The following is a 25,274-nucleotide window of genomic DNA, read 5'->3' on the forward strand; positions in this document are numbered from 1 at the left end:
GAGAACGTTCCCATGACAGGCGGAGTTCCAATTCTACGTGTCAGACCTTGGGTACGGTGGCCAGCATGCGCCTGAAGGTTGTCGCGTTCTTCGGATCTGGCGGAAGACATCCCCGATAGTCTGCTGCTGCAGTGGTCGGACGGAGTTGAGCTGCTCGGTTCCGAATCCGTTGGCCGCTTAATGGAGCCGCGCGCCCATCCAATCACGGATGGCAACGCGCGATACGACCATGCCAGTGACTTTCTCCACGCGCTCCTGAGAGACCTCGGACAAAAGGTGCAGTGATCAAAACCGCAGCGCTATGGTCGCGGAAGCCGTCAGACGCGCAGATTTTCTGCGCTGCTCTTTCCGCGCTTGCGATCAACTTGAATTTCGTAAGAGACCTTCTGCCCCTCAGCCAAGCCCGATAAGCCGGCGCGCTCCACTGCGCTAATATGCACGAAAACATCCTGGCCGCCGTCATCGGGCTGGATGAAACCGAATCCCTTGGTTGGGTTAAACCATTTCACAATGCCTATCGCCACGTCCGCCTCCTGGTTGAACAATGAGCATAGCCTAGGTCGACCGCCTTGGTGCTGACAAGCAAAATTCCCGCCGCGCGCGAACGTCGAGTAGTGTAAGCAATCAGTGGTCTGATACGGGCAAGCGATCTGAAGGCGACGACCTGGCGCTGGGAATGTGAACTAGTTCACAGATCGGGAAAGAAAAGCTCACTACCGTGGACGAGAACGGGCGAAGATACTTCGCTAGGTCTTGCAGTGCTACTCCGGGTTGCGTGCCCCATCAAGCAAACGATGGAATGGATTAGTGTATCCGTCACAGGCACACGATGATCGACGACCATTTGGCGCGTGCACATCGCAAGAATATTCAACGCTATCGCCTTTTATTGCAAACTAATCTGACCGAGTGCGAGTGCCAGTTTGTCGAAAGGCGCCTAAGCGAGGAGCAATCCAAGCTGGAGATGCTGGTCAGCTCGTGTTCAAGCGAAGCGCACTGCGATCGATCAAGTGCTCCAGGTAACCACGTGGGCTACGTCGGCGCCCCCGCCCAAGGAGGAGCCATGCCACCTCCGGTCAGCGGCCCGTGGGCTTCGCATCGTGACTACTAAGCAATCCTCCATTTCCGTCTTTCGCGTCACTGCGCGCCGAACGCGGCGCCTGAGCCGCAGCACGTCAGAGATCCGCCTCGTTGCAACCTTGGGGAAAAAACTCACCAATGGTCATGCGCGCTGCGACCCGCCGGGTCCTAGCGGGCTCCCTGTCTACTGCCCAGCGTGGGCGGTGCATCCTCGGATCTCATTCGATTGCGATAGGGAGCGGTCAACAGTAACTGGAAAATAGCTCGAGCTGCCATGTATTGCGCAGCGGACCGGCTGCGCTCGTCACCGGCCAACAGAGGACTTCCGCATCCATCTGAAACAAACCACCGCCAGGTGCGGCCGCGCCTGCAAATCGAAAGGTCGAAGAGAGCAAAATCGCCAAAGGCCATTGGGCGCCCCATCAAAGAGCTTCAAGAATAGACAGCAAACATTACAATTCTGACAGAACAACTTTCGGCTAGTGCACGAGTTCCTGAGACTGCGTACGGGTGTCCCGAAAGCACCATGGCGCTGACGATCTTCGGTGGCTATCTGTATAAAATGCGACCGACTACTTCCCGGTGCGGATGTAGCTTCCTCTCAGCTATTACGTTGCAGGTCGCTCGGAAACGGCAGCCATGTCACCTTCTGCCACTAACAAGATCGCGCTCTTCATCGACGGGGCCAATCTCTACGCGACGGCGAAAACTCTGGGCTTCGACATCGACTACAAGCGCCTGCTGAAGGAGTTTCAGAGCCGCGGGACGCTGTTACGGGCGTTCTACTACACCGCGATCATTGAGGATCAGGAATACTCCTCGATCCGCCCGCTGATCGACTGGCTCAACTACAACGGCTATACGGTCGTCACCAAGGCGACCAAGGAGTTCATCGACGCCTCCGGCCGCCGCAAGGTCAAGGGCAACATGGACATCGAGCTCGCCGTGGACGCCATGGAGCTCGCCGAGCACATCGACCAGATGGTGCTGTTCTCGGGTGACGGCGACTTCCGCTCCCTGGTCGAAGCCGTCCAGCGCCGCGGCGTCCGGGTCACCGTGATCTCCACCATCGCGAGCCAGCCGCCGATGATTGCCGACGAGCTGCGCCGCCAGGCCGACGTCTTCACCGACCTCGTCGAGCTGCAATCCAAGCTCGGCCGCGACCCGTCCGAACGCCCCGCCCCGCGTGACCGCGGCGAGGGACGCGGTCATCCGCCAAAGTTTTTACAAGAGCCTAGGGGGAATGACCCTAGCGGCTGAGCCCTCCGATGACGGGGGCCTAGGAATCGTACCTCAAGAGACCTTGGCTGAGCAGTCCAACAAGCCCCTTCCCGAGAAGGAGCTAAACAAGACCGAAGCCTCCGAGCTCATCGATAAGTTAGTGAATGGCGCCCGCTGCGAACGCTTCGGGGTCAAGAGTGACGGTCGGCGAGCTGCGCTACGAGATCAGCTAAGGGGCGATATTGTTGCAAAAGTCTTTTTGGGGCGACGAACGAAAATTCCTAGAGCCGCTGATGCGTTTTACGCGCTGCGACGTGAGGACCACATCGTTTCATCCAAAATCGATTACGGATCTCCGTAGTGGAGCTAAAGAGCCACGCAGCCGCGCAGAGGGGACTGTCTCTAAGGTCACTGTACCAAGGTGCAATGTCAGGAGCATTCAACCGGCCGAACAGCCCGCATGACCGCAACAAAATCCTCGGCTTGAATGGGGCACAAGACTCCGCGCTATTAATATATGCACCTTGCCGGGAATTTGGTTCCTTGTAAGTCCTTAACAAATATAAAGAAATCCCGCTAAACATCTGAGCCCAGTGTTGCGGCTGAGCTACATCAACCTGCGGGCGAACGGGATAGCATCGATTCCTTAAGTGGGCGTCGCGCCTTTTTTGAACTTCTTTCTGGGGAGATTTCTCGTAATGAAAAAGCTTCTATTTGCCGCGGCCGGGATGATGGCCGTGGGTCTATCTGCTCCTGCGTCGGCGGCTGATTTGGCGGCACGCCCGTACACCAAGGCGCCACCCCCGATTGTCTCTCCGGTCTATGACTGGACTGGCTTCTACATTGGCGCCAACGGCGGATGGGGCCAAAGCCGCGGTTGCGTGGATTTCGTAACTGATCTCGGAACAGTCGCAGGTGGTTGCGCGGATCGCTCCGGCGGCCTTGTCGGCGGACAGATCGGGTATCGCTGGCAAACCAACCAGTTCGTTTTCGGGTTGGAAGCGCAGGGCGATTGGGCCGACATCAAGAACACGCGCGTCAGCCTAGTCGATCCACTCATTTCGACCACAGGGAAAACCGACGCTATTGGTCTCTTCACGGCTCAACTCGGTTGGGCGTGGAACGCCTCGCTGCTCTACGTGAAGGGTGGTGCGGCCGTGACCCACAATCGTCTTGATGTCTTCAACAACTTCACCGGAGTGGGTCTGGACTCGGCAAGTCATACGCGCTGGGGCGGCGCCTTGGGCGTCGGCTGGGAATATGGCTTCACGCCGAACTGGACGGTTGGTGTTGAATACGACCACCTCTGGATGGGGAATGACACCCGCACCTTCGTGGGTGCAGGCTTGGTCACGCCCGGTGGTGTCACTCTCGTTGGCGAAAGGTTCAGTCAGGATGTCGACATGGTCACCGTCCGGTTGAACTATCGCTTCGGCGGTTACGGCTCTCCGGCCAGATACTAATCGCTCCATCTGCGCAAACCAAAGCCCCGGCTCGCCGGGGCTTTTTTGCGGTTCATGAATTACTAAGGTCACTGCATCCTTGCGATGTCCGAGATGGGTCGCAAGCGGCGGTGAACGCCGGTGCTGCCCATCGTCTGCTCTACCTCCCACAGCCGACATTTCAATGGCTTGAACGCTGTTCGGCGTGGGGCCACAAGCGGAAGTCAGAGATTGCCAAATCGTGGTCAAGATTCTGCTTCTCGCTTGAAAAACGCCGTTCTGACGTTCCTAAGGAACTCGGAATATTTCATGCCGCTCGTTCTGACGACGGTCTGCTGCGCGATCGCGAGCCCGAACAGCATGTAGAGGAATGCAAGCAGCCATGAAATTGGCTGCGCCAGATTGTAATGGATCACGTAGGCGAATGTGTAGAGCGAGATCGGCAAAAGGATCACCAGGGCGGTCGCCAGGCCCGGAGAGTAGAAGTGTTCGAGCCGGAACATCCGGATCATGGAGATATGCATAATCGCCTCCATAATTCCGAGCATCATGGTCGCCATAGTCAGAAACATCACGTGCGGAAAAACTAATGGGACAAAGGCAATCAGCAGCGCGTAGGCCGCGGTGATTATCTCGCCGAAATTTCGATTGCTCGCGGTGAAGTGCAGATGCGCCGTGATGAGTTCGACGAACCCGCCGGGGAAGCGGCCCTCCTCCCACAGATGCAGCACCAGCCCGACGAAGAAAAGACCACCATCCGCTGCGGGACTGGCATCGATGCCCAATTGGCGCCCACGTAGACGGCGACGCCCAGCCCGAGGCCGGTCATCAGGGCGAGGTCGTTTCTAACAACGAAGCCGATCATGGCTGGCCCTGCCGTTCTATTCCCGGCTTCCGACACGGACAGCGACGTGAACGGAACCTCGCTGCTCTTCGATGGAAGGCGGACCTTGCGTCGTGGTCCGTCAACTCGATGGCGCTATCCGTTGACCAGACTACCTCTCTTGCAAGGCCATGCGAACACCAAGACCCAGGTAGATCGCTCCGATGACGCGGCCTTGCCAGCGACCGATGCTGCGATGACGAGCGAGCCAGCCGGCGACTTGGCCGGCGGTGAGAGCGATCAACGCCGTGTAGATCGCGCTCATGATCACGAAGACAAGGCCGAGAACCGCAAGCTGCGCGACGACGGAGCCTAGCTCGGGATGCACGAACTGGGGCAGGAAGGCCAGAAAGAAGAGCGCCGTCTTCGGATTAAGCACTTCAGCGAGAACGGCCTGCCGGAAGGCAAGCGGTGCGTCGACCAAACGCGACTGCGCCAACTTGAGATCTTCGCCTCGTTCCATCAACGCGCGGATGCCAAGATAGATGAGGTAAGCGGCACCGGCATACTTCACCAGGCTGAAGGCGAGAGCGGACGTCAACAGCACTGCCGACAATCCGAGCGTGGCCATCGCCGTGTGAAGCATGTCGCCGGTGGCAATGCCGAGACCTGTGGCTATTCCGACGCGATGTCCGCCTACGGACGATCGCGCGAGCACCAAGAGGACGGCGGGCCCCGGAATGAGGAAGAGACCGAGAACTACTGCGATGTAGGTCAGCAAGGTGTCGAAATGAATCATGGCAAGTCCCAATCTGGCAGTTGGAGATCAAGAGCCAGCCAGACCTGATCTTTCAATGCAAGTCCTGAATTGTCCCTTCACAAGTGGTGGGAACTTGACGTCTGGTTCGGGTCAAAAGCCGTAAGCTTCAGTTTGAGCAAATGCTTTCCGGTTTGCGCCTCAAAGCAGACGCAGGGCGTTCATGAGTACACGCCCTTCTGTAATGGGCCCGATGATGTCAAGCCTCCCGAGTGAACGTCACGCCGCCGAGCTCATGCTTCTGTCCGTGGTCGACGCCTGGCCGCCACATCATGCTGTCAGAGGGAGCGGTGAGCCTATCTAGATACGCGTGGTTCGTCAGACGACGGCCACTGGGCGTGTAACGGCTTCACCGGATCCACCGTCCCGGCGACGGGACTTCGGGCATTGGGCTTCAGTTCAGCCCGGTTGCGTTCTTAATTTCCTCCGCCTGTTCTATGCCGCTATCGGCCCCGCTTCAGCCCATCGGTAAGTTGTGCCGTCGACCCAGATCCGATGCAAGATCACTGCGAGCTTACGTGCCAGGGCGACTTTTGCGCGCTTCGAGCCTCGCCGTTTGGCGACGTCCATCCCCCAGCGCTTGAGTTTCGAGAACCGTGTGATACGCGATAGCAGAACGTTGGCGGCTTCATACAAGACCGTCCGCACCGTCTCATCGCCGGCCAGCGTGATTCCGCCCGTGACGTCCTTTTCTCCCGATTGATATTTCTTTGGTGTGAGCCCGAACAGCGCGCCTGCTGCCTTTGACTTTGCAATGCGCTTAGGATCATCAATCGCCGATTTGTAGGTAATAGCCACTAGGGGACCAACGCCTGGCACTGTCATCAGCCGGCGACAGACCGCATCGTCACGCACAGCTGCCAGCACAGCCTTGTGTAGCCTTCCGTATTCTGCCTTCAGGGTCGATCGCGCCGAAAGCATCGCATCGGCAATGCGCTCCAATGTCGCCTGGCCCGCAACCAGCTCTCGAATCCGCGCTTCGAAATTCCTTCGCGTCACCGGACCAACCTTCAGACCGAAGCCGCGCAAAATCCCTCGGATACTTAGTTCTACATCGATGAGCCGCCCGAGAAGCTGTTTGCGTGCGATCAGGAGTGCCCGGATCTCTTGCGCGTCAACCGACTTTACGTGTACCGATCGATACCACCCCATCCGGATCAACTGGGCGATCCCGCGGGCATCCTTCCGATCCGTCTTAACCGTCATTGCAGACAACGCGGCCTTCACGTGCCGCGTTTCCAGCAGAACTGTTTCGAATCCTGCACCTCTCAGGCCCGCATGCAGCCATTGCGACAGCGGCCCAGCCTCCAGCCCGATCCGCTTCACTGCAAAGCCGAGCGCCTCAAAAAGCTCAACTAAGGCGCCGGGCTCGCTTGCGACCTTTGCTTCCCTCAGGATCTTACCCTGGGCGTCCACAACACACACGCTCGACAGTTCCAATGACACGTCGATTCCGGCATAATTGTCCACGGCTGTCCTCCGTCTCCAGATGCTTGGGGCCGACTCAAATCGTGACCCCGTTTCATCATCTATCGGGGGACAGCCACCATCATGACCCCTTGCTCGGAGCCGGGCCCATTACCGCATCTAAGTTTGGCATCGGTCGCTCCTCCCTATTGCGCAAACCAGCTCAAGAAGTTCTCGCGATCGATCTTCAGTGCCCCCGGAAAATGTATCGACGTTTTAATCTTGCGGTTGTCGTCCGAGCGGCATACTCGATGCGATCTATGTCGGCGTTATCGGCCGCAGTAACGTCCAAACGCCAATTCATGTCGTTCGGATAACCTTCGTCGCATTCGATTTCGACCGCGATGACCAATTCGCCCCCCGGAAAGCTCCGGATCTCCTGCAGTGCTATCAGCACCAGATCTTTCCTTGACACGCTGATCATTGCGAGGCTCCGCCGCCACTTCCTCTGACAATACGTTGCGTTATTGCCTCGTTCCTAAAGCTCGAGACGAACAGCATGCCGTCTTGTCGCACACAGTAAGGCACAGCAGACCCCGTCAGTTCTAGAGGAACCAGGCTCTCCACGGTTCATTATCGCTCGAGGAGGACGCCATGACTGACACGCCATCCCAAACCCAAACCCCAACTTTCGCTGCCGCCAACGAAACGGTCCGCGCGGTCGCACGCGATGTCCGCGAGGGGCTCGGCGACGGCAAGGCCCTTCCAGGCCGAGGCCGAAGCTAACGACAAGAACGCCGAATGCGTCAAAGCGCGCTGGCCAATTTCCACGACAACCGCGGCACAGCCGCGACGCTGCTCGCTGATGCCGGCGCAACGGCCCCGGAGATCGCCGAGGCGCTATGCTGGAGCGTCGACAAGGTGCGGAAGGTGATCGATCTCTACCCCGCCACACGGGGCGTGCTGGCGACCAATGCAATAGCGAAGCTTGAGCAATTTCGAGATCGAAAGACTGCACCACCGGAGTAGAAGCCAAGCTGCGGATGCTGGAGGCTAATATGATTTGTGCCTTCGGTTCTGCAGCTTCTACGGTGCGTCGCAGCGCGATGGCTGCTTGCTGCGCTGACCCCTCCCAAAAGATCTAATATACCGCTACTTTCGCGCACCCGTTTTTTTCCGTGACTTTGCCTTTGCAGGCTTGCGGTCGCCTTGGCCCGCTTTGGCGGCTCTCTTTGCCTTGGTGCGCTTGTCCTGCGAAAGCGAGCGACCGACGTTATCGCTCTCTTTGATCCGGCCTTTCGCGTCGCGCCGGATGTAACGCTTGTCGCCCTTGGTCTCGATTAGTTCGCGTCTGGCGGCGGCTCGCCATTTTGTAATGCGCTTCATTCCAATCCCCAGCTTGTGTTCTCATCCAACTACAAGCGGAGCCGCAGGGTTCCGTTCTGGAGATGGGCGCGCCGGATGGTGCGCAGCCGGCCAGGCTCTAGCGCGTGCCGCGCCCGGGTCTTCGTCCCGGCCATCCGGTGACGATCCTTCGCGCTGAAAGCCGGGACTCGCCCCCTGCAGCCGTCAAAGGCGAGCTCGCTCGCGCTCGTGCGAAGAGCACCCTTGACCGCTAATCCCCGCTCATTGCCGCAGGCGCAACCCATTTATGGACAGGAACCAGGCTCCGCCCCGCTCCGTTGGAGCTGGCGTTTGAGGATAGGGCCATGGCAAAGAACGACGACCTTCGCTGGGGAAGTCTTGGACAGAACGCAGTTCATATCTGCGTCGATATGCAGAGGATATTCGCAGAAACCACGGAATGGAAGATGCCGTGGCTGCCACGCGTGCTGCCGAATATCGTTCTGATCGCGGGCGCGCATCCCGAGCGTACCATTTTCACCTTACGCTCCGTCTAACAGTTCGCGTTCTGCCGAGAGCCAAAACTCTAGGTCCCTCCCCCCGGGCCGCCCCGCGCGCTCCCAAAGCTCGTGCGCCCGCATCCTGATTTGCTCTTCTTTGCTCTCCGCTTTTAGTCTGCGAAGTCTCACGCTGATCTCCCAAGCGAAAGCTTCGAGCCGCTCTACGGTCGCTCCATCGGCAATGAGTGAGACCGCTCGATGCGCCAAATCAAGCTGATGCTCTAGTCGCCGAAGTTCAGGCAGGTAATCCATAACGCACTCGCACGCTAGTCAAAGAGTGTCCGGTGTCTTCAGCGACTGCTCGGCCTGAAACAAAAATTCGTCATCCGGTCATTAGGCTTCTCGGCCTCCTCCCAAAGCTTGTAGGCGCGAGCGCGTATCTCGTCTAATTCTGCTCGCCCCATGTCCGTACTCATTGGCGGCGGGCGCTCGTCCTGGGGCTAGCAGGGCCGCCTAGGTAACCCGACCGATAATGAGCGGTTCCAATCCCCGAAGGCCCCGCCCACGGCGGCTAACCCTGCAAGCCCGTTAACCACAATGTTTGACCCCTCGCCTCTGCTCCACAGTGTCGCGGGGAGCGAAGCGATGGACTGGAAAAAAGAACTAGACGCGCTCCGTGCTGTCGTTCTTCTGTCGCTTAACGTAGGGCTTCACATAGGCCGGAGGCATTAATCGCACCGTATGCCCCAACGCCTGCAGCTCGCGGCACCAATGATGCGATGAGGCGCAAGCCTTGATCCCGACCAGGCATGGCGGCAACTTCTGGAAAACGCCACGACCTGCTGGCGCTTTAACTGACGACGGATGACCACCTGGCCGGCTGCATCAACGCCATGCACTTGAAAGACCGACTTCGCGATATCCAGACCGATTGTCGAAATTGACTAAATAGGCTGCTCCTCCGAATCGTGGGAGCCTCAAACGGCCCTTGGCGCTCTCGCGCCGGTGGCGGAGCCGTCCACAGCATCGGAAGCGGAAGTCGCGGAAAGTTTGCAAGTTAACTGGAAGCGGTCGCCTTAAGTTGCAGCCGTCGAGCGTGTCGTGGGTCGCCGCAGTTGTCGATCTAAACTATCTCAACTGCCATATCGCTTCCGGGCTTTGCGCGGTCATCGTCCAATCGAACAATCCTGCGCGGCGTTAAACCCGATACAATTAGCCACTCGTCAGGCTTACTCCCCTCGCCGATAACCACCGTAGCATCCTGATCGGGCAGCGCCTGAAGCGCTTGCACGAGCTCCCGAACTCTCATCTGCTATTCCCCCTCTCAGCTGGAGGCAGCTCAGGCAAAAAGCATAGCGAGCAGGCCGATACCAGCGAGCCCAAACCATCGATTGAGCATCCCTGATCGCATTCGCGCTACGGGTTTAATTGCTCATACCAAGCGGCACCTGAGAGCGGGAAGTGAATTGAGATAGATCAATGGTGGAGGATCAGCACCGAGACGGCGGCCACGGTGAAGACACCCGCCGCAACAGCAACCACACGCACCAGTAGCTCACTGCCCATGACCTAAACCAACTCAGGTTAAGGCCGAAAGCCTGTGCAGTTCGTGCCAAAACGAACAACAACTGGGAATTCTAGGGGAGAGACAAGCTGCCCCAGCCCCGGGGGGAAAGGGGAGTGAAACCTCGCCGAGCGCCCGCTCAGGGCAAACTGAGAAGAGTTCAGTGCGAGTATATTTTTTCCGCTTTGCACTCGAACGCGGACATTCACCGTGGAGGTCGGCAAGTCTCTGAAGGGCCAATAGGCGGCATTGATCCTAATCCCATCTGATCGCAAGGACGCTTAGCTAATCAAACGCGCCGCGCGGACCGAATGTCCATTCGGGGTCACTAAGCGGAAGTTTGGGGCCGCCTACCGAGGCGGCGTTACTCACTCTTAAACTCCGCAACCTTTTGATCTTGCCTCCAGAGCTCCACGTCGCAGCCGTCTGCCAGACATCTGGCGCGTCTCTTTGCTTCGCTTTCGTCCTTGCACATTAGATCGATGCGAAGCTCGATATGTCCATCGAGGCCCAAGATGTATGCACGGTACTCTTGTTTTGGTGGCCCCTTCCCAAGGTTAAGTGGCATTTCGAGTTGCTCCGGTGAATTTGTGCGTGAAATAAACGCTTATGATCGCCACTGCGACGAGTGGTGCCGCCGATGACAGCAACGACAAGGCAGATACGAGCTGGGGTTGAATAGGAGGCGAAATGGGATGTTCGATCATGACAACACTCCCTTTGCCCTGACGGCGGGAGCGCAAATGGTCTCTCAGGTGCCGGTGTGCCTTGCTAGGTCCAGCAATGGAACTATGCTGAACTTAACTGGCCGACATAGCGAGTCCGAAACTGAGCGTCCGCCAACTAAAATTATGCCAATGGGGCTTACCCGTGGGCGCTTTAGTGCCGACCGACCGTCCGTTTAGGGCCAGCCCTTAGCGGACTTCAGGGCTTGACGCCCCTGCCCCGCCGGTGCCCCTTCTGACCCCCGAGGCGGACATTCGGTAGCAGCATCTCGCGCATGGGCCGATCAAGAGCACATCGCTCAGCCGCGATCCCTGCCGATGTAGCGAACCCCACGCGGCGAATCGCCGAAGCGAACTCGGAACAGGCGATTGAAATGCGAAACGTCCGAGAAACCCACCTCCAGGGCGATATCGGAAATCAGTTGCGCACCGGCGCGCGCCTCGGTCAGCAATTTGAGCGCAAGTTGCAGACGTAGCTCATTCACGTGCCCGGTGAACGACGATCCTGACAGCGCCATCAGGCGCTGCAGATAGCGAGGTGAAATGCCCTGGCAGCGAGCGGCCGTTTCGACGCTGAGCCCGGGCTCCTGAAAGTGTGTCGCGATGTAGTCGAGGACGGCACTGTGGCGCGAGGCCACGACCGCACTCGCATCGCTCTCGCCCAAGGGAGCGCACCCGCCGACTGCGAGCGCTACGAGATCACAGGTGTGAGCCATGACGACTTCACGCAGCTTGGGGGCGGCCAGAGCCCCCTCCTTGAATGCCGACTTCAGATAGGCCATGAGGAGACGAAGCGGTTCATTTCGCTGAGGGATCGGTCGCATAGCGAGGCTCTCGATGTCCGTCACGCGCTGCGCAAGCGCCTCGCGGGGCACGGCCAGACCGAATAGTATTCCGTCGACATAGGTGACGGTGGCGGGCTCCGAATGCAGAATCGAGACTGCGCCGCCGGCGCAAAGCTCGACGTCGCGGCCCCGCTGCGTCAGCTGACTTTTGCCGGGCGAGGAGACGATCAGGCCGATCGAGTCGTCACCGTCGGCAATGCTCGTCCGCAAGCGCTGGAAGCGCATTGGCGAGCCTTTCAGTGCGAGCCTGCGCAAACTGCGGATCGCCTGCAGCGTTGCGTCGACTTGAAACGGAATGTTCGCAAGAGGCTCGACATCGACGTGGACTATCCCCCGCACAAAGCTCTCGCGCCATAGTGGAAGTCGCATCCGCTCCGGATGTTCGCGCGTCGAAAATCGATGCGATACGAAATCGGCTGCGTCCGTAGACATGGGGACCTCCAGCCTTGATAAGACATTGGGTTCAAATGCAGCGAAAGGCCAGCTGTCGGTATCCGTACTTTGCAATTTGCGCACCGACCGTCCCTTGAGGTACGCAGGCCTCCAAGAAGCTACATCGCTTGTCTGCTAGTCTCGTTCACCTGTGATTGATGTTGATGTGAACTGGCTCACGTGGCGACCGGAAAATTGCGACAATCTTTGATTGCGAATATCGCGTGCAAATATCTCCTTTGAGGGGATGATTGTGATGGCTCTATTTCAAATTGCTGCCATCGGATCCTATTTGGAAATCCCTGGCAGGTTGCAAGACCAAGTCAAACTTTACAACGCTGTTCGCGACTGCTCGGGCTCATCGACCCGCGAGCAGAAGTTCTGCAGCACGAGACTATCCTCTACCGATTTCCTGTCGTGCCTTGATCGTCGCATCACCATTAAGGTCCGTCGGACACAAATTACGTCCCGGCACAGCTCCTTTTCAGCCGCCGGGTGAAATGGTCGAAATCTGTCACATGGGACGTCAACCGTGGTGATCAGGAAGGGATTCGATCATGTCCGCCATAGTCGACATGCTTTATCGCGAATACTGCCGTGCGCGTCTCATCGAAATGCGAAAGCAACTTTTGATACGGGGCGTCGGCGACATAACCTTGCAAGTGCCTTGGGAGGACGACGATCCTGCCGACCCCGGCGCTCAGAGGAGCAGCTGGGCGACCAAGGAGCCCCCATCATCCAACGGGTAGCTGGCGCGCGTTATCGACCCCATGAGTGCGAGCGCGCGCAGACAGGCCGGCAGATGGATGATCGAACTCACACCTCGACGCGATGGTTCGGCGAAACTCCGCCGGAGTTCAAAGCGGCTGGCCGCGATCTGCGTATCGACATCTGTCGCGGGATCGCGTTATGGTGGATCTTTCTCGATCACGTTCCCAATAACATCGGGAGCTGGCTGACACCGCGCAACTACGGCTTCTGCGATGCCGCCGAGATATTCATGTTCCTCTCGGGCGCGACCTGCGCACTCGCCTACGGCAGAGCACGGGAGCGCGAGGGCTGGAGCGGCATGATCGGCCGTTCGCTGCGGCGAGGATGGGACATCTATGCGGCGTTTCTGCTGCTCACGCTCGCTTGCGTCGTCCTCGTCTACCTTGCGGGCAGCGATGATCTCGCCGACGAGAGCAATACGCGAATTCTGCTCGAGCATCCGGGCGCCACGCTTGCGCACGCCGCAATCCTGCAATACCGGCCCGTCAATACCGACGTCTTGCCGGTTTTTGTGATTTTTCACGTGCTGTTTCCGCCGCTGCTGTGGCTGCTGCTGCGAGCACCGAAGGTGACGCTTGGAGCGTCCCTGTTGCTGTACGCACTCGTGCACGTTTTCGGTTGGAGTGTGCCAGCCTGGCCCAATGGCGTCTGGTTCTTTAATCCGCTGGCTTGGCAGCTTCTGATCGTGCTGGGCGCATGGTGCGTCGTTGAGGGAGGGAAATTCCGGCCATGGATGATGTCGCGCCCGGCGCTTGTTCTGGCCGTTCTCTATCTGGTTTTCGGCCTGCTCCTTGCACAGAGTTGGAGCATCAAGCCGCTGGTCCCGCAAATTTTGAAGGATCTGGTGTTTCCATTGGATAAATCGAATCTCAGTCCGATACGGCTGCTGCATTTTGTGGCTCTTGCAATTGTGGCACTGCGATTCATTCCTCAGAATTGGGGAGCGCTATCAACGCCGGCGCTGAGCTGCGCAAGGTGGTGTGGCGAGAATTCGCTGCCGATCTATTGTCTCGGCGTCCTTCTGGCGCTCGCTGGCCACCTTACGCTGCTCGACCTCTCCGAGGGGCTTGCGATGCAGATCGTGGTCAGTTTTGCTGGAGTCCTGATGATGATCGTCGCCGCGCGGCTACTGAACGCGATCAGCCTCAAGCGCGAGCGGAAGTCAGAGTGGACGCAGTTGATCGAGAAAGTTCCGCCGGTTCGCTAAAACTGTAAACTGGTAGATTGCGTGGAGCACGGCGAACGGCTCTTGGCCCTTAGCTGCTTCCCTATTCGCACACGTTGTGTCGGCTTGCGGGGTGCGAGCGGACCGAGGACGAAGATCGCCGCGACGCCGGCATGTACCCCTATGTAGACGTCCGCCGAGGACGCCGTCGCGCGGTCCCCCCAAACCCACACGCCGCGAAGGACCCGAACGACCGATTGCGGAGGGTCCGCTACCCACGAGGTCTCGCGTATCATCGCAACCTCGATGCGAACCGCGTCAGCATCGATAGCCCGACGGGAAATTCCACATCATTTTCTTGAGGTTCCACCTCCGTCTGTAATCCACTTCACACCTGAACCGCAGCTGCGGCGCGATATAATCTCTTGAGACGTCTTGGCGTCATTCGAGGCATTTACAGATTTCGTTCGGGCGGGCTCAGTCGTTCTTGCGTGGTTTGGCACCGAAACGGGAGGCCAGCATGCCAACGTCATCTCCCCTTGTGCGATGGTCGACTGAGATGCTGCCGGAGCACATGCGGTTCTCCACGTTCCGTGAAGAGTTTGCGCGGCTGAACCTCGCCTTGGACGTGATAGATCACAGCGGCGGCCGCCCGCGTATCGACGTCACTTACTTGCCGCTCGGCACGGTTGGCGTTTGTAGCATTAGCACCAGGCCGGTCGAGTTTATCCGTCACAAATACCACCTCAAGGATAGCCGTGAGCAATTCGGACTAAACATCGTCGAGGCTGGACCGGTCCAATTTGCAAATGCCGGCCAGGAACATGTCTATAATGCCGGCTCCGCTTGTTTGATTGACCGGGGAAGGCTGCTTCGAGTATTTGGGTCGCGCGGCGCCAGGGTCAAATTCGTGACCGTGCAGGCTGCCGCCCTTAGGTCTCTGGTTGCGCAGCCGGAAGATCTATCAGGTCGGCCGGTGCATCCTGGACCGGCGCTTCGGCTGCTCCACCTCTACCTGCGGTCGCTCGCATCCTTCAAAGAACCTTCGTCATCAAAACTCGCCTCCACCGTCGGCGCACATCTCCTCGATCTCGTGGCCGCGACGCTCGGACCGACCGCCGAAGCTGCAAACATCGTTGCGGAGCGTGGTGTGAAGGCAGCCAGGCTACAGGCGATCCTAGCGGAGGTCGCGAAGCGCTCCAGCGATCCCAATTTCGATCTGCACAATGTCGCTGGAGCAGTCGGTATGTCGCGGCGATACGTGCAAAAATTGCTCGAGGGGACTGGAAAGTCGTTCACCGAGCACCTTGCAGGGTGCCGGCTTGAGCGTGCCTTCGCGATGCTGACTGACCCGCGCCACCTGCATTTGGCCATCATCGATATCGCGTTTGCAGTCGGCTTTGGTGACGTTTCTCATTTCAATCGCTCGTTCCGCCGGCGCTTCGGCGAGACGCCATCAGGCGTGCGCGCCGCATCGATCGTGCGGCAGAAGTCATGCTGCGCCCCATCACAATGCGCGGGCGACGGCCGCTGAGAACGCGGACAACTCGACCTCACGGGACGGCAGAAGCGCAGACTTGGCGCTGCGTAAGGCCGCAGGAAAGCCCTGCACCACGCCAGGAGCGCGGGGCTACCTGCGTGCTCACGGACTACTGCAGCGGCGCTGATCGGCTGCAAGGGGCCGAGCAGGCCATGCAAGGGTTCCTTCACCTTGATCCAGGGATACATCCGAATGGGCTATAGCCGGAGATCGCTTCGCGCTGAAGAGTGAGACCGCCGCTGCTGGGGGCCAAACGGAGATGTCCGATGGGTGTGGCAGGCTGGCGCTTCGCGCGTGTGAAGAGAACTCTCCGCGTCCGGGTGGCCCTTGCCGGCCTGCTGGAAGAGTTGCCGTTTACCTGCCCGGTGCTGGTCGCGATCGGCTCGATGATCATGATCGCAGTCAAACTCTGCAAGGATTGGCCGCAGTGAGCCGGCCCCCGGGGCGCGCTCAATCATCTACCGAGTGATCTGCAACCTTCTCACGCCCCTCGATGTGAAGCGTGCCAGCATTGAGCCGCCGTCAGCCACCAAGAGCGACGCGAGAACGGATAATCCGGGACCGCAACTTAGTGCCCATAAGCCGTCGATCGATCAGCTGGTCGCAGTTGGAGCGCTATTCGGGCAACCCCGCTTTCCGGAGGCCCTCAATCAGCAGTTTCGAGTTTGATTGTCCGCCCCGGGCGATGTACGCGGATATCGTAAACGCGGGATCGGTCTCAAGCAGATGCGCTGCCGCCTCACGTGCTTCCGCATCACGTCCGAGGTGGGCAAATGCGGACGCGAGACAGCGGTAAGATGTCGGAAAGGAAGGGTTCTGACGTAGGGATTTTTTCCCTGCGGCGATGGCCTCGTCAAACCGACCAAGCTCGATTAAGGCAGTCCCCATCCCAGTAAACGACCGGTGTAGCAGCGGGTCTACCGGACTCATGCGAATGGCGCGTTCGAAGCTCAGGATCGCTCCCTCCGGCAGCCCGGCAACTTTTAAGACCCAGCCTCTGCAGTGCCATGCCCAAAATGAATTCGGGTTGAGGGCGACCGCCCGGTCTGCCATTTCGATCTCACTTTCACTATCGCCGACCATGAACGCCGAGATTGCGGCAGCTCTTGCTAACGTGTCGGGATCACTGTCGTCGATGCTCAATGCCAAACGAGAAAGCCGAACTGCTTCCCGGCGCTCGAATTGAGGATCGACAGCATAGCCCTGAAGGACGTTTTGCATGTGAAGGTTACCTGCCAGAGCCGCGACTGGGCCGAACCGAGGGTCCAGCTCCAAAGCACAATGCGCCAACCTGATCGCCTCGGTATTCCCTTCGCGGGTCGCTAGGTACCACTGCTGCATAGCCCGCAGAAAAAAGTCATAGGCGGTCAGGTTCTCCGGTCGCCGCCGCGCCGCCATTGCTATTTCCGTTTGAAGCAACTTTGGTTCAATGGCTGAGACAACGGCGACCGTCACGTCGTCCTGAAGCGCGAAAATATCTGTCAGATCACGCTCGAACCTGTCCGCCCAAATGTGTGCCCCTGTGATCGCGTCAATTAGTTGCCCTGTGATACGAACTTTCCCTGACGCCTTGCGCACAGAGCCTTCAAGTACGTAGCGGACGCCAAGCCTGAGCCCGACTTCCTTGGCATCGACCGCTCGCCCCTTGAAAGTAAAGCTCGAATTGCGAGCGATCACGAACAACCATTTGAACCGCGAGAGTGCGGTGATGATTTCCTCCACCATTCCGTCCGCAAAATACTCCTGTTCGGGATCGCCGCTCATGTTCTCGAACGGCAACACGGCGATGGAGGGCTTGTCCGGGAGTGGCGGGACCGCACTCAGCCTATCGATCCGCGCGCTATCCCCCCCTGCGCGTACCGCGTAAGCACGGATCGGTTTAGAAATGTTCTTGAGCTGCTGTTCGCCCCGGTCCTCGAAGCCAACGTCCAGCTTACCCTCGACCTCGCTGTGCACCTTTTCGGAAATCAGGATGCCGCCTGGATCGGCTGTCCCCTCCAGCCGGACAGCAATGTTGATCCCGTCGCCAAAAAGATCGCCGTCGGCGCCGACGATAACCTCCCCGAGATTGACCCCGATGCGTAGCTTAAGGGAGCTTCGGCCTGATGCGATGCTTTCCTGTATCTCCACCGCGCACCGCACCGCAGCCGATGGACTTGCGAACTCGGCCAACGCGCCGTCACCCGTGGTCTTGATCAGTCGCCCATTGTTGCGGGAGAGGCCAGGCTCGATGACTTCGCGCTTCAGCCACTCGAACTCGGCGTAGGTGGCTTCCTCAGCGCGTTGCATCAACGCAGAGTAACCGACGACGTCGGCAGCCAAGATCGCCGCTAGTCGTCTCTGAACCCGCTGCTCGGTCACGGCGGCCCTCCGAACGGCCAGACTAACCACGCCGCTGAGACAAGAAGCAGCCTAGCACACCGCACACCGGGAGCGGCGACGCAAAGGCGTCAGGGGCGAGGTCCTAGGAAGGCCGCACGACCGCCCGGAGCGGTAGGGCTACAGGACACCGGGAACGGACCACGGCGAGCAACATGTGAAATAGGGCCTAATAGGGCCCGGCGGGTTCGTGGCGGACCCTCAACCCTTCAACTACATTTGATAATTGTCTTCATATTCAATATCTTACAACGATCTTGACAGACCATAAAAGGCTCTTGCGGAAAGGACCACACGGTTTTGCCGTACGCGCGTTCGCGGTCGTCTCGATGCAGCGGGTGCGCGCTCCACCCATCTCGCCGCCTATGCTTCGAGGTCCAGATCCGACCTGAGCTTGTAGCCGGCACCGGCAACAGCAACGCCGCTTCTGACGACGCCGGCGCCGACGCAAGGCCGGATGGACCCGACCCCGGGCCTAGCCGGCGCAGGCAGCAATCCGAAGCGGCGCAGCTCGCTAAACCTCGAAAAGCCGTTTGACGGCGGATAGGACCTCGCTGGCGCGATTGCCGAAATCGCGAGCATAGCTAGGGAATACCGCGCCTCTGGGTGAGGCGAGAATCACCGGCAGGGAGGCATCGATTAAATGGCGCTCTTCGCCATAGAACGGGACCAAACGGAAAAGGCCCGCACCGGTCCCTCAAAGAGATGTGACGCTAGTCCGTCCGATTCCGGAAAAGTTGCGGCTGCGCCTGCACCGATCGGGCATCGACCCTGTCACGATCGTGGTTGGGACCCATCTGATCAAGCGATATCCCACGCGAGATCGCGAAGAGATCCGCATCTTGTGTTACGCGCAGACCAGTTGCAGGCCCAACGGCGTACCGTCTTCTTCGAACGTGGGTGAGCGGCCGTTACCGGCGGAACACTCTCAAGGCGCGCATCACGAAGCCCAGACGCGAGGCCGTCCGCGCTGAGAATCGTGGTCCCAAGCCGCTGATGGCTAGATCGCGCCTGAGACTGAACCGATCCTGATATGGGTCTCAAGTAGCGTCTGCGACAAACCGGCTTGATGTCGGCTACGCGTCTTCGCGATGTAGAGATGCGCCCGGTCGCTTATCCGAAACGCTGACTTGGATCCCACCGCCAGACAAGCCGGCAGACGCGCTCTAAACAGGTATCTGCCGTCCCGGCGGGAAAGGTAAGCGTGGCGAGCCATCTTCAAGACCGTGTCCAGTGTGAGGGACACAGGTCGCGCCGCTGCGATAGAATACGGTTCAATCCATTGAAATAACTGAAGAATTTCGGGAGTTGGTAGCTACCCTAGTTGTGGTAGCGGGAGAGGGACTCTCTACCAAAACCGGAAATTCTGCAGATAAATCAATTAAATCGACCGAACACGATGCGCCTGTGTCTTGTGTCGGTGATACAAAGTTGTGGCGAGAGACGCAAGCGCGCACCCTTGCTTGATGAAGAGGAGCTTGCCGTGGCGAGGTACCGGCGCTCGCTCGACTTCAGGATCTGCGATCACGCCGCAATCTCTTCTGTCCCGCTCCTACTCTCATCACGCTTTGCATTGATCAAGTTGGGCTGCTGCGCGAGCGTCGCATAGGGCGCGGTGGTGGTCTTTGAGTTCGATATTGTACGCCCAGGTCAGCTTGCCAGGACTGCGCGACATCCAAACTGACATCTAAATGAGTGAATGCAGTTCAACCAAGCCTGCAAAGTTCTCATTTCTCGGTCGGTTCCACGACAACGCAGACTAAGCCCAAAATCAAAGCTCACGAGCGCTTTGGGAGGATGCGTCTGCGAAGCCAAATTCGGGCAGCAGCTGCGACCGCGCAAGGCGCCGAATGGCAATCTTCGGCATTGACTGACCTGTTTGCTCGCGGCGTCGGGGCCGCCGTCCGGGCCAGCCAACCATCAGCCAACGGCCACGGCCACGGCCATTTGATCGACCAAAGATCACGTGAAGAGCGCTCCGAAGCCGACTTGCGGATCGCCGAGATTAAGAAGCGGAGGAAGACGGGATGAAGTTCAGGACGTTTCTCGGTGCAGCGGCCACGCAAGGAGCATCCGGGTCAAATCGCGCGCACGCTCTACCGGGCGACGCTGCTCGGCAAGCGCGGGCTGGCGCTGGCGAAATTGCGGGTACTCGAATTCACGGGCGAAGCCATCGAGAAATAGGCGATCGGGTCATCCGTACGTGATCAGCCCCGCGAAGCCTTCGTCCATGTGGTCTTGGTGGTGGCAGTGGAAGAAGGTCGGTCCGGGGTCGTCGGCAACGAAATCGACCTCGGCAGTAGAGTACCTGGGCATGCTGATCGTATCCTTGATCACCCCGGAGGTCGGCTTGTCCCCGACCTTCGTGATCTCGAACGAGTGGCGATGCAGGTGCACGGGATGCTCGTCGCCGCTGTTGTTGTTCAGCACCAGACGATACCGCTTGCCCTTGACGACGGTGAAAAGCGGATTCGTGTCCGGCCATGACTTTCCGTTGATGGTCCAGCGATTGTAGCCGCCCCTTCCGCCGGGAATCTTCTCGAATTTGAGGCCAATCGTCTCGTCCGGCGCAGCGGCCGGCACCTCGGAGTGTCCGAATGCGGTGTAATCCCAACTAGATTCCGCGGGCGCCGACCAGGTCGGCTCGCCGCTGTGGCCGGCGTATTCGACGACCACGCCCATTCCCATGTTGCGGTCCTCATCCTCCGTCGAGCCGAAGACCCAGACGCCGGGATTGTTCATCTCCACGATCACGTCGGCGCGCTCGGCGACGTCGAGTTTCAGGTTATCAACGGTCGCAGATGTCGGGACCGGATTGCCGTCCAGCGCCAGCACCTTGAAACGATGTCCGGGCAGTGCAAGCGAGATGCCCATATTGCCGCTCGCGTTGAGCACCCGGAAGAGCACGCGCTCGCCTTCGCGCACCCGGATCGGTTCTCCGTGGCCCAGCATGCGATCGCCGAGGGTCGCGGCGTGATACATGACCTCAAGTCCGTTGTCCGGCGGCGGGCCTTTTTTGATGTCCTGCATGCTGACCCAGTGACCGCCCCAATGGTGAGCGGCAAGAAGCACCTCGCGGTCATAGCTGCCGGGATCGCCGGCGGCGGGCTCCACGATGAGGAATCCGAACTCGCCCGTATAGGTGCTCTTGTTGAGATCGGTCATGGCCATCGCGTGGCTGTGGTACCAGCGGGTCCCAGCGGGTTTCGCGACGTACTCGTAGGTCAAGGATTTGCCGGGCTCGATGATCGGCGAGCCTTCTTCCGTCGACCCATCCTGCTGCGAAGGGATCATCAAGCCGTGCGAGTGGATCAAGTTAGGGTAGCCGGAATCGTTGGTGACTTCGATCCGGACGGGCTGGCCTTCCTTGACGCGCAGCGCGGGCCCGGGAACAGTCCCGTTGTAGGCGGTGGTCTTGATGACCTGTCCGGGCGCGATCTCAAGCGATGTCGGTGCAATTCTGATCTTGTGGTCGACAGTCTCCTTGGGCAGCGCCTGAGCACGAACGAGCGGGAGGGTCTTGGCGCTCATGAGCGAGAGTGCACCGGCCTGCGCGCCGCGCAGCAGAGTTCTCCGGCTGATAAGCGTTCGTCTCCGCGTGTCTCCACGTCGATCGATCTTTGTCATCGCTCTAGCCTCCTTCGGACGCCGTTGAGTATCACCGGTCGATCGGCCCGCGACAGCCAAGAGAGCAAATTCCGCCAACAAAAGAAGTTGAGTGAGGGAGTCCGTTTTGGCCGAAACGGACGAGAGAACCGCCCTTTTATCGAAATTCGATAACCGCCAGAACGACATCCGAAGATGCGGGGTGAAGGAAAAGTATGAGGGATGACGCGACCGACGGGAGCACAGGTGTCGTCTCGCCTGCTGAAGTGCTCCTGATCTTTCTCAAATTGGGGCTGACGTGTTTCGGCGGTCCGATCGCCCACATCGGTTACTTCCGCGACGAGTTCGTTCTGCGACGAAAGTGGATCGATGAGCACGCCTTCGCCGACCTCGTCGGCCTGTGCCAATTCCTGCCCGGCCCCGCCAGCAGCCAGGTCGGCTTCTCGATCGGCCTGATGCGAGCCGGCTACCTTGGTGGGCTCAATGCCGCCGTGGTCGGCGTGCAGGTGCTGCACTTTACGAGCCGGTCTGGACCACGACCGTGCACACGGGGAAGGATTTTGGCATTGCGCTTGTCGGCTTCGTCTTGCTGGTCGCCTGGCGCGCCCCTCCGCTGGTCGTGGTCGCCTTCAGCGCCGTTGCTGGAGTTCTAGCGGCGCTAATCTGACTTCGGGCTGCGGGCGTGACCCACGGCTAACCACGGCGTTTCACTCCTGCGATGTCAGCAAGTGGCCGATTGTGTTGCAAAAGTCGTTTTGCAGGAGACGTCAAAAATTCTGAGGGCCGCTGGCGCGTTCTTCGTGTAATGATCTGAGGGACCTCGTCGCCTTGCGCCAAATTCATGGGCGACTTCGGTAGCGCGACCGAGGCTATGTGAATCGTCGACCTCTTTGCGCTTCAGGTTTTCGCTAAAAATTTGGACCGCTGCAACTTTCGACTTTTGCAACAGTATCGGCCCATCAGGGAAGTGGCGGCACGTCCCAATGAGGTCCGCTCCGAAAGGCATTGTGGACTCGATTTGCTCAAGTTGAGTTCTTCGCATTTTAACCCAGAGCGGACTTTGCCGAGGGCCCTTGCAGACCCCCGACACAGAACTTCTTGAGCGACCTTCCGGAGGACCGGCGGCTTCCACGATCCATCGAGGATGCCCTCCTTCCCCCAGTAGGAGCGAAGATAGAGCGAGAAACGTCCGCCTGGCGCGGGCAGCCAGTTCGATTCCTTGTCTCCACCCGGCGACTTCGCGCCGGCGTACAGCGAGAGCGACCCGTCGGCATTGCGCTTCAGGTTCTTGTTCTTGGTGCCGAGCGAGTAGCGCTTGAGGTCGTTAGGGTTGAAGAGGTGCTTGTCGTTGTACAAGGTCAAAGACCAGGAGCCACTATTGCAGAACACGACGCTTGAGACTCGAAGTCGCGGTCCCGGATGGTCCGGGCTGCCCATTCCACAGCCGTGTCCCACATCGAGCGTCACCCTTGCTCGGCCCGAGACGAGCGTTTCAATGCGACATTATCACCCAGCAGGGTGGCCGCCCGATGATAGTCTTGGTCGCGCCGCCCCAAACCCATTCGCTCAACCGATAATGACCGTAGGCCCCCATGACCAAGAGATCGGCGCCTCTAACTTTGACCTCCGCCTCGAGTATCTTCCCGACGGAACTGCCATCAATCCGCACCGTTTCGAAGCTTGCGCTAATGCCATGTTCAGCCAGATGGCGGACCACTGCCGCACCCGACTGCTGCTCCGCCAGGGTGTTGCCGTCGGTCGCTGTGATGATCTGCACATCGCGAGCACGGCGCAGCATCGACAGGGCATCGCCAACGACTCTTGCAGCCGGCGCGCTATGGTCCCAGGCAACGATCACCCGGTCGAAGTTGACAGGCAGCTCGGCGGCGAGTTCTTCCGGGCACAACAGAATCGGTCGACCTGATTGAAAAATCAATCCCTCGATGACCTTTTCCGCTCGGTCATCGTCCGGCTTGACCGGAACAATCGACAAATCCTTCGGGCGTGCGCATAGCGCAAGGTGTTTCGGGGCATCCCCCACTCTCAAATGCGCAACCCTCTGTACGTTGCGTACCCCGACCTCGGAGACGGCGGCATCGAACGCTTTCAATAAGCCTTGCGCATCCGTAGTGCTTCTGACCTCGTCGGGGAAATCGGCCGAGATCATGACTTGCGGCCGAACAGAGACATCCTCTTCGACAGCCAGCGCAGTGATCTCGGCGTCGAAACTCGCCGCCACATCAACGCATTTCGCGATCGCTGCAGTTAATCTTGGGCTTGGGTTCCCAATGAGCGGCAAAAGCATATCCTTGATAGCCATCAACGCTTCTCCGAGAATGGCCCTATTCTAGCTGATCCCAATGTCGCCGATTTGACGCAGGTCAACCCTTGCCCGACTTCGGGTATATGGTCGCCTGCGGCGAAGTCTATCCCAGCAATCGGCGCGATTCTTGAGCGCCGCCTACACCGCCTCGCTATCGCTGCTCACGCGTTAATAGCAGTCATCGTGAAGCGCCTGCGGAAATCACTTGTTGCGCCTTCCTAGCGAACGCCGCAAACTGTCTCCGTAGACCGCGAGACGCGACGGCACGGTGCAAGCGGGCCACAACGGGAATGCGACATGTACGCGATGGTTCTCTCCGCGCGCGGCGCGCCGTTGACGTTCCAAGAGCGACCTGACCCGATCCCGGGCCCTGGCGAGGTCCGCGTCAGAGTCAGCGCGTGCGGTGTGTGCAGGACTGACCTGCACGTGGTCGATGGCGAGTTATCCGGCATTCGCTATCCAATCATCCCCGGGCACGAAGTCGTCGGCCGCATCGAAGCACTGGGAGCAAGCGTCAACGAGCTAGAACTAGGCATGCGGGTGGGCGTTCCCTGGCTCGGCTTCACCTGCGGCGAGTGCGCGTACTGCGGCGCCGACAAGGAAAATCTCTGCGATCGTCCGAAATTTACCGGCTACACGCGCGACGGCGGCTTTGCCAGCCACCTCATCGCCGACGCCAGATACTGCTTTCCGCTCGGCGAGCGCGGCGAAGACGCCGCGCTTTCACCTCTCCTTTGCGCCGGTCTGATCGGCTGGCGATCCCTGGCGATGGCCGGCGACGGCAAGACGCTCGGCATCTATGGCTTCGGTGCTGCCGGCCATATCGTGGCGCAGGTCGCTCGTGGGCAAGGGCGGAAGGTCTATGCCTTCACCCGCGGTGGCGACCAGGAAGCACAGGAGCTCGCGCTTTCGCTCGGCGCAGACTGGGCCGGCGGCTCTGGGGATACCCCGCCCACCGAGCTCGATGCCGCGATCATATACGCACCGGTCGGACCATTGGTGCCGCTGGCCCTGCGCGCGGTGCGCAAGGGCGGGCGTGTCGTCTGCGCCGGCATTCACATGTCCGACATTCCGTCGTTTCCCTACCATATCCTCTGGGGTGAACGGCAGATCATATCGGTGGCAAACCTGACCCGAAAGGACGGCATCGATTTTCTCGCCGCCGCGGCGAGGATCGACATTCAAACACACACGACCGTATTCCCGCTCAGTCAGGCCAACGAGGCGCTCGCCCGTCTGAGGGACGGCAAGCTCGTTGGTGCAGCCGTGTTGTGTCCATGACCGCCGCGT

The 25,274-nt window shown here is 59.4% G+C and carries 20 protein-coding genes and 3 pseudogenes; 10 read left to right on the forward strand and 13 right to left on the reverse strand.

The genetic code is table 11. From position 1 onward, the window contains the following. Positions 1-317 precede the first annotated feature (317 nt). The gene (locus ACKWRH_RS33740; RefSeq protein WP_445217038.1) at positions 318-524 is read right to left on the reverse strand and encodes a cold-shock protein; all 207 of its coding nucleotides are present in this window, start codon (positions 522-524) and stop codon (positions 318-320) included. 1,195 nt (positions 525-1,719) lie between these two features. Here ACKWRH_RS33740 and ACKWRH_RS33745 point away from each other — a divergent pair. Both ACKWRH_RS33745 and ACKWRH_RS33750 read left to right on the forward strand, forming a co-directional pair. Then, on the forward strand, positions 1,720-2,340 hold the full coding sequence (locus tag ACKWRH_RS33745) for a LabA-like NYN domain-containing protein (RefSeq protein WP_445217039.1): 621 nt from the start codon (positions 1,720-1,722) through the stop codon (positions 2,338-2,340). A gap of 659 nt (positions 2,341-2,999) precedes the next feature. Beyond that, positions 3,000-3,764, forward strand: coding sequence for an outer membrane protein (locus ACKWRH_RS33750; RefSeq protein ID WP_445217040.1), 765 nt, complete (start codon positions 3,000-3,002; stop codon positions 3,762-3,764). 224 nt (positions 3,765-3,988) lie between these two features. Here ACKWRH_RS33750 and ACKWRH_RS33755 read toward each other — a convergent pair whose 3' ends face one another. The 4 genes from ACKWRH_RS33755 to ACKWRH_RS33770 form a co-directional block, all read right to left on the reverse strand. Next, complete coding sequence (locus ACKWRH_RS33755; protein ID WP_445217041.1) at positions 3,989-4,528, reverse strand: HXXEE domain-containing protein; 540 nt, start codon at positions 4,526-4,528, stop codon at positions 3,989-3,991. Positions 4,529-4,738: 210 nt separating this feature from the next. After that, positions 4,739-5,365, reverse strand: coding sequence for a LysE family translocator (locus ACKWRH_RS33760; protein ID WP_445217042.1), 627 nt, complete (start codon positions 5,363-5,365; stop codon positions 4,739-4,741). Positions 5,366-5,818: 453 nt separating this feature from the next. After that, positions 5,819-6,853, reverse strand: coding sequence for an IS110 family transposase (locus tag ACKWRH_RS33765; protein ID WP_445216185.1), 1,035 nt, complete (start codon positions 6,851-6,853; stop codon positions 5,819-5,821). Positions 6,854-7,037: 184 nt separating this feature from the next. Continuing rightward, positions 7,038-7,274 (reverse strand): hypothetical protein, encoded by a 237-nt coding sequence (locus ACKWRH_RS33770; protein WP_445217043.1) that lies wholly within the window; start codon positions 7,272-7,274, stop codon positions 7,038-7,040. Positions 7,275-7,591: 317 nt separating this feature from the next. Here ACKWRH_RS33770 and ACKWRH_RS33775 point away from each other — a divergent pair, with 317 nt between their 5' ends. Beyond that, positions 7,592-7,819 (forward strand): hypothetical protein, encoded by a 228-nt coding sequence (locus ACKWRH_RS33775; protein WP_445217044.1) that lies wholly within the window; start codon positions 7,592-7,594, stop codon positions 7,817-7,819. A gap of 123 nt (positions 7,820-7,942) precedes the next feature. Here ACKWRH_RS33775 and ACKWRH_RS33780 read toward each other — a convergent pair whose 3' ends face one another. Then, the gene (locus ACKWRH_RS33780; RefSeq protein ID WP_445217045.1) at positions 7,943-8,176 is read right to left on the reverse strand and encodes a hypothetical protein; all 234 of its coding nucleotides are present in this window, start codon (positions 8,174-8,176) and stop codon (positions 7,943-7,945) included. A 323-nt stretch (positions 8,177-8,499) separates the two neighbouring features. Here ACKWRH_RS33780 and ACKWRH_RS33785 point away from each other — a divergent pair, with 323 nt between their 5' ends. Beyond that, positions 8,500-8,691 carry a hypothetical protein gene (locus tag ACKWRH_RS33785; protein ID WP_445217046.1) on the forward strand — a complete coding sequence of 64 codons (192 nt, stop codon included), beginning with the start codon at positions 8,500-8,502 and terminating at the stop codon, positions 8,689-8,691. On the opposite strand, the gene ACKWRH_RS33790 is transcribed toward ACKWRH_RS33785, so the two are convergent. The 3 genes and pseudogenes from ACKWRH_RS33790 to ACKWRH_RS33800 form a co-directional block, all read right to left on the reverse strand. After that, a complete protein-coding gene (locus ACKWRH_RS33790) occupies positions 8,677-8,946 on the reverse strand; it encodes a DUF2934 domain-containing protein (protein ID WP_445217047.1) in 270 nt (89 codons plus the stop codon). The two genes, ACKWRH_RS33785 and ACKWRH_RS33790, sit on opposite strands and share 15 nt — an antisense overlap. Before the next feature lie 360 nt (positions 8,947-9,306). Then, positions 9,307-9,575, reverse strand: a pseudogene (locus tag ACKWRH_RS33795) (IS110 family transposase); the annotation flags it as partial. Between the two features lie 1,647 nt (positions 9,576-11,222). After that, positions 11,223-12,200, reverse strand: a complete 978-nt coding sequence (locus ACKWRH_RS33800) for a helix-turn-helix domain-containing protein (protein ID WP_445217048.1) — start codon at positions 12,198-12,200, stop codon at positions 11,223-11,225. 802 nt (positions 12,201-13,002) lie between these two features. On the opposite strand from ACKWRH_RS33800, the gene ACKWRH_RS33805 reads away from it, so the two are divergent. From ACKWRH_RS33805 to ACKWRH_RS33815, 3 genes are all read left to right on the forward strand, one after another. After that, positions 13,003-14,178, forward strand: a complete 1,176-nt coding sequence (locus ACKWRH_RS33805) for an OpgC family protein (protein ID WP_445222519.1) — start codon at positions 13,003-13,005, stop codon at positions 14,176-14,178. 517 nt (positions 14,179-14,695) lie between these two features. After that, the gene (locus tag ACKWRH_RS33810) at positions 14,696-15,670 is read left to right on the forward strand and encodes an AraC family transcriptional regulator (protein WP_445217049.1); all 975 of its coding nucleotides are present in this window, start codon (positions 14,696-14,698) and stop codon (positions 15,668-15,670) included. 272 nt (positions 15,671-15,942) lie between these two features. Beyond that, positions 15,943-16,107, forward strand: a complete 165-nt coding sequence (locus ACKWRH_RS33815) for a hypothetical protein (RefSeq protein WP_445217050.1) — start codon at positions 15,943-15,945, stop codon at positions 16,105-16,107. Positions 16,108-16,291: 184 nt separating this feature from the next. Here ACKWRH_RS33815 and ACKWRH_RS33820 read toward each other — a convergent pair whose 3' ends face one another. Then, positions 16,292-18,037: an adenylate/guanylate cyclase domain-containing protein gene (locus tag ACKWRH_RS33820; protein ID WP_445217051.1), complete on the reverse strand. Its 1,746-nt coding sequence runs from the start codon at positions 18,035-18,037 to the stop codon at positions 16,292-16,294. A gap of 2,067 nt (positions 18,038-20,104) precedes the next feature. Between ACKWRH_RS33820 and ACKWRH_RS33825 the strand changes: the two genes are divergently transcribed. Further along, complete coding sequence (locus ACKWRH_RS33825) at positions 20,105-20,239, forward strand: hypothetical protein (RefSeq protein WP_445217052.1); 135 nt, start codon at positions 20,105-20,107, stop codon at positions 20,237-20,239. Between the two features lie 9 nt (positions 20,240-20,248). On the opposite strand, the gene ACKWRH_RS33830 is transcribed toward ACKWRH_RS33825, so the two are convergent. Next, the gene (locus tag ACKWRH_RS33830; RefSeq protein WP_445217053.1) at positions 20,249-21,850 is read right to left on the reverse strand and encodes a multicopper oxidase family protein; all 1,602 of its coding nucleotides are present in this window, start codon (positions 21,848-21,850) and stop codon (positions 20,249-20,251) included. A 26-nt stretch (positions 21,851-21,876) separates the two neighbouring features. On the opposite strand from ACKWRH_RS33830, the pseudogene ACKWRH_RS33835 reads away from it, so the two are divergent. After that, positions 21,877-22,149: pseudogene (locus ACKWRH_RS33835) on the forward strand (chromate transporter); the annotation flags it as partial. Positions 22,150-22,759: 610 nt separating this feature from the next. On the opposite strand, the pseudogene ACKWRH_RS33840 reads toward ACKWRH_RS33835, so the two are convergent. Together ACKWRH_RS33840 and ACKWRH_RS33845 are read right to left on the reverse strand one after the other, a co-directional pair. Beyond that, a pseudogene (locus ACKWRH_RS33840) lies at positions 22,760-23,038 on the reverse strand (DUF1214 domain-containing protein); the annotation flags it as partial. A 115-nt stretch (positions 23,039-23,153) separates the two neighbouring features. Beyond that, entirely contained in the window at positions 23,154-23,981 is an 828-nt protein-coding gene (locus ACKWRH_RS33845; RefSeq protein ID WP_445217054.1) for a universal stress protein, read from the reverse strand. Between the two features lie 300 nt (positions 23,982-24,281). Between ACKWRH_RS33845 and ACKWRH_RS33850 the strand changes: the two genes are divergently transcribed. Then, on the forward strand, positions 24,282-25,265 hold the full coding sequence (locus tag ACKWRH_RS33850) for a zinc-dependent alcohol dehydrogenase family protein (protein ID WP_445217055.1): 984 nt from the start codon (positions 24,282-24,284) through the stop codon (positions 25,263-25,265). Positions 25,266-25,274 lie beyond the last annotated feature (9 nt).

This window comes from Bradyrhizobium sp. Pa8 (assembly GCF_052588265.1).

Excerpts from the sequence above, each read along its gene's own strand:
- ACKWRH_RS33745 (WP_445217039.1), top strand. The coding sequence starts at position 1,720 with ATGTCACCTTCTGCCACTAACAAGATCGCGCTCTTCATCGACGGGGCC.
- ACKWRH_RS33750 (WP_445217040.1), top strand. The coding sequence starts at position 3,000 with ATGAAAAAGCTTCTATTTGCCGCGGCCGGGATGATGGCCGTGGGTCTA.
- ACKWRH_RS33760 (WP_445217042.1), bottom strand. The coding sequence starts at position 5,365 with ATGATTCATTTCGACACCTTGCTGACCTACATCGCAGTAGTTCTCGGT.
- ACKWRH_RS33770 (WP_445217043.1), bottom strand. The coding sequence starts at position 7,274 with ATGATCAGCGTGTCAAGGAAAGATCTGGTGCTGATAGCACTGCAGGAG.
- ACKWRH_RS33775 (WP_445217044.1), top strand. The coding sequence starts at position 7,592 with ATGCGTCAAAGCGCGCTGGCCAATTTCCACGACAACCGCGGCACAGCC.
- ACKWRH_RS33780 (WP_445217045.1), bottom strand. The coding sequence starts at position 8,176 with ATGAAGCGCATTACAAAATGGCGAGCCGCCGCCAGACGCGAACTAATC.
- ACKWRH_RS33785 (WP_445217046.1), top strand. The coding sequence starts at position 8,500 with ATGGCAAAGAACGACGACCTTCGCTGGGGAAGTCTTGGACAGAACGCA.
- ACKWRH_RS33790 (WP_445217047.1), bottom strand. The coding sequence starts at position 8,946 with ATGGATTACCTGCCTGAACTTCGGCGACTAGAGCATCAGCTTGATTTG.
- ACKWRH_RS33800 (WP_445217048.1), bottom strand. The coding sequence starts at position 12,200 with ATGTCTACGGACGCAGCCGATTTCGTATCGCATCGATTTTCGACGCGC.
- ACKWRH_RS33805 (WP_445222519.1), top strand. The coding sequence starts at position 13,003 with ATGGATGATCGAACTCACACCTCGACGCGATGGTTCGGCGAAACTCCG.
- ACKWRH_RS33810 (WP_445217049.1), top strand. The coding sequence starts at position 14,696 with ATGCTGCCGGAGCACATGCGGTTCTCCACGTTCCGTGAAGAGTTTGCG.
- ACKWRH_RS33815 (WP_445217050.1), top strand. The coding sequence starts at position 15,943 with ATGGGTGTGGCAGGCTGGCGCTTCGCGCGTGTGAAGAGAACTCTCCGC.
- ACKWRH_RS33830 (WP_445217053.1), bottom strand. The coding sequence starts at position 21,850 with ATGTCGTTCTGGCGGTTATCGAATTTCGATAAAAGGGCGGTTCTCTCG.
- ACKWRH_RS33845 (WP_445217054.1), bottom strand. The coding sequence starts at position 23,981 with ATGGCTATCAAGGATATGCTTTTGCCGCTCATTGGGAACCCAAGCCCA.
- ACKWRH_RS33850 (WP_445217055.1), top strand. The coding sequence starts at position 24,282 with ATGTACGCGATGGTTCTCTCCGCGCGCGGCGCGCCGTTGACGTTCCAA.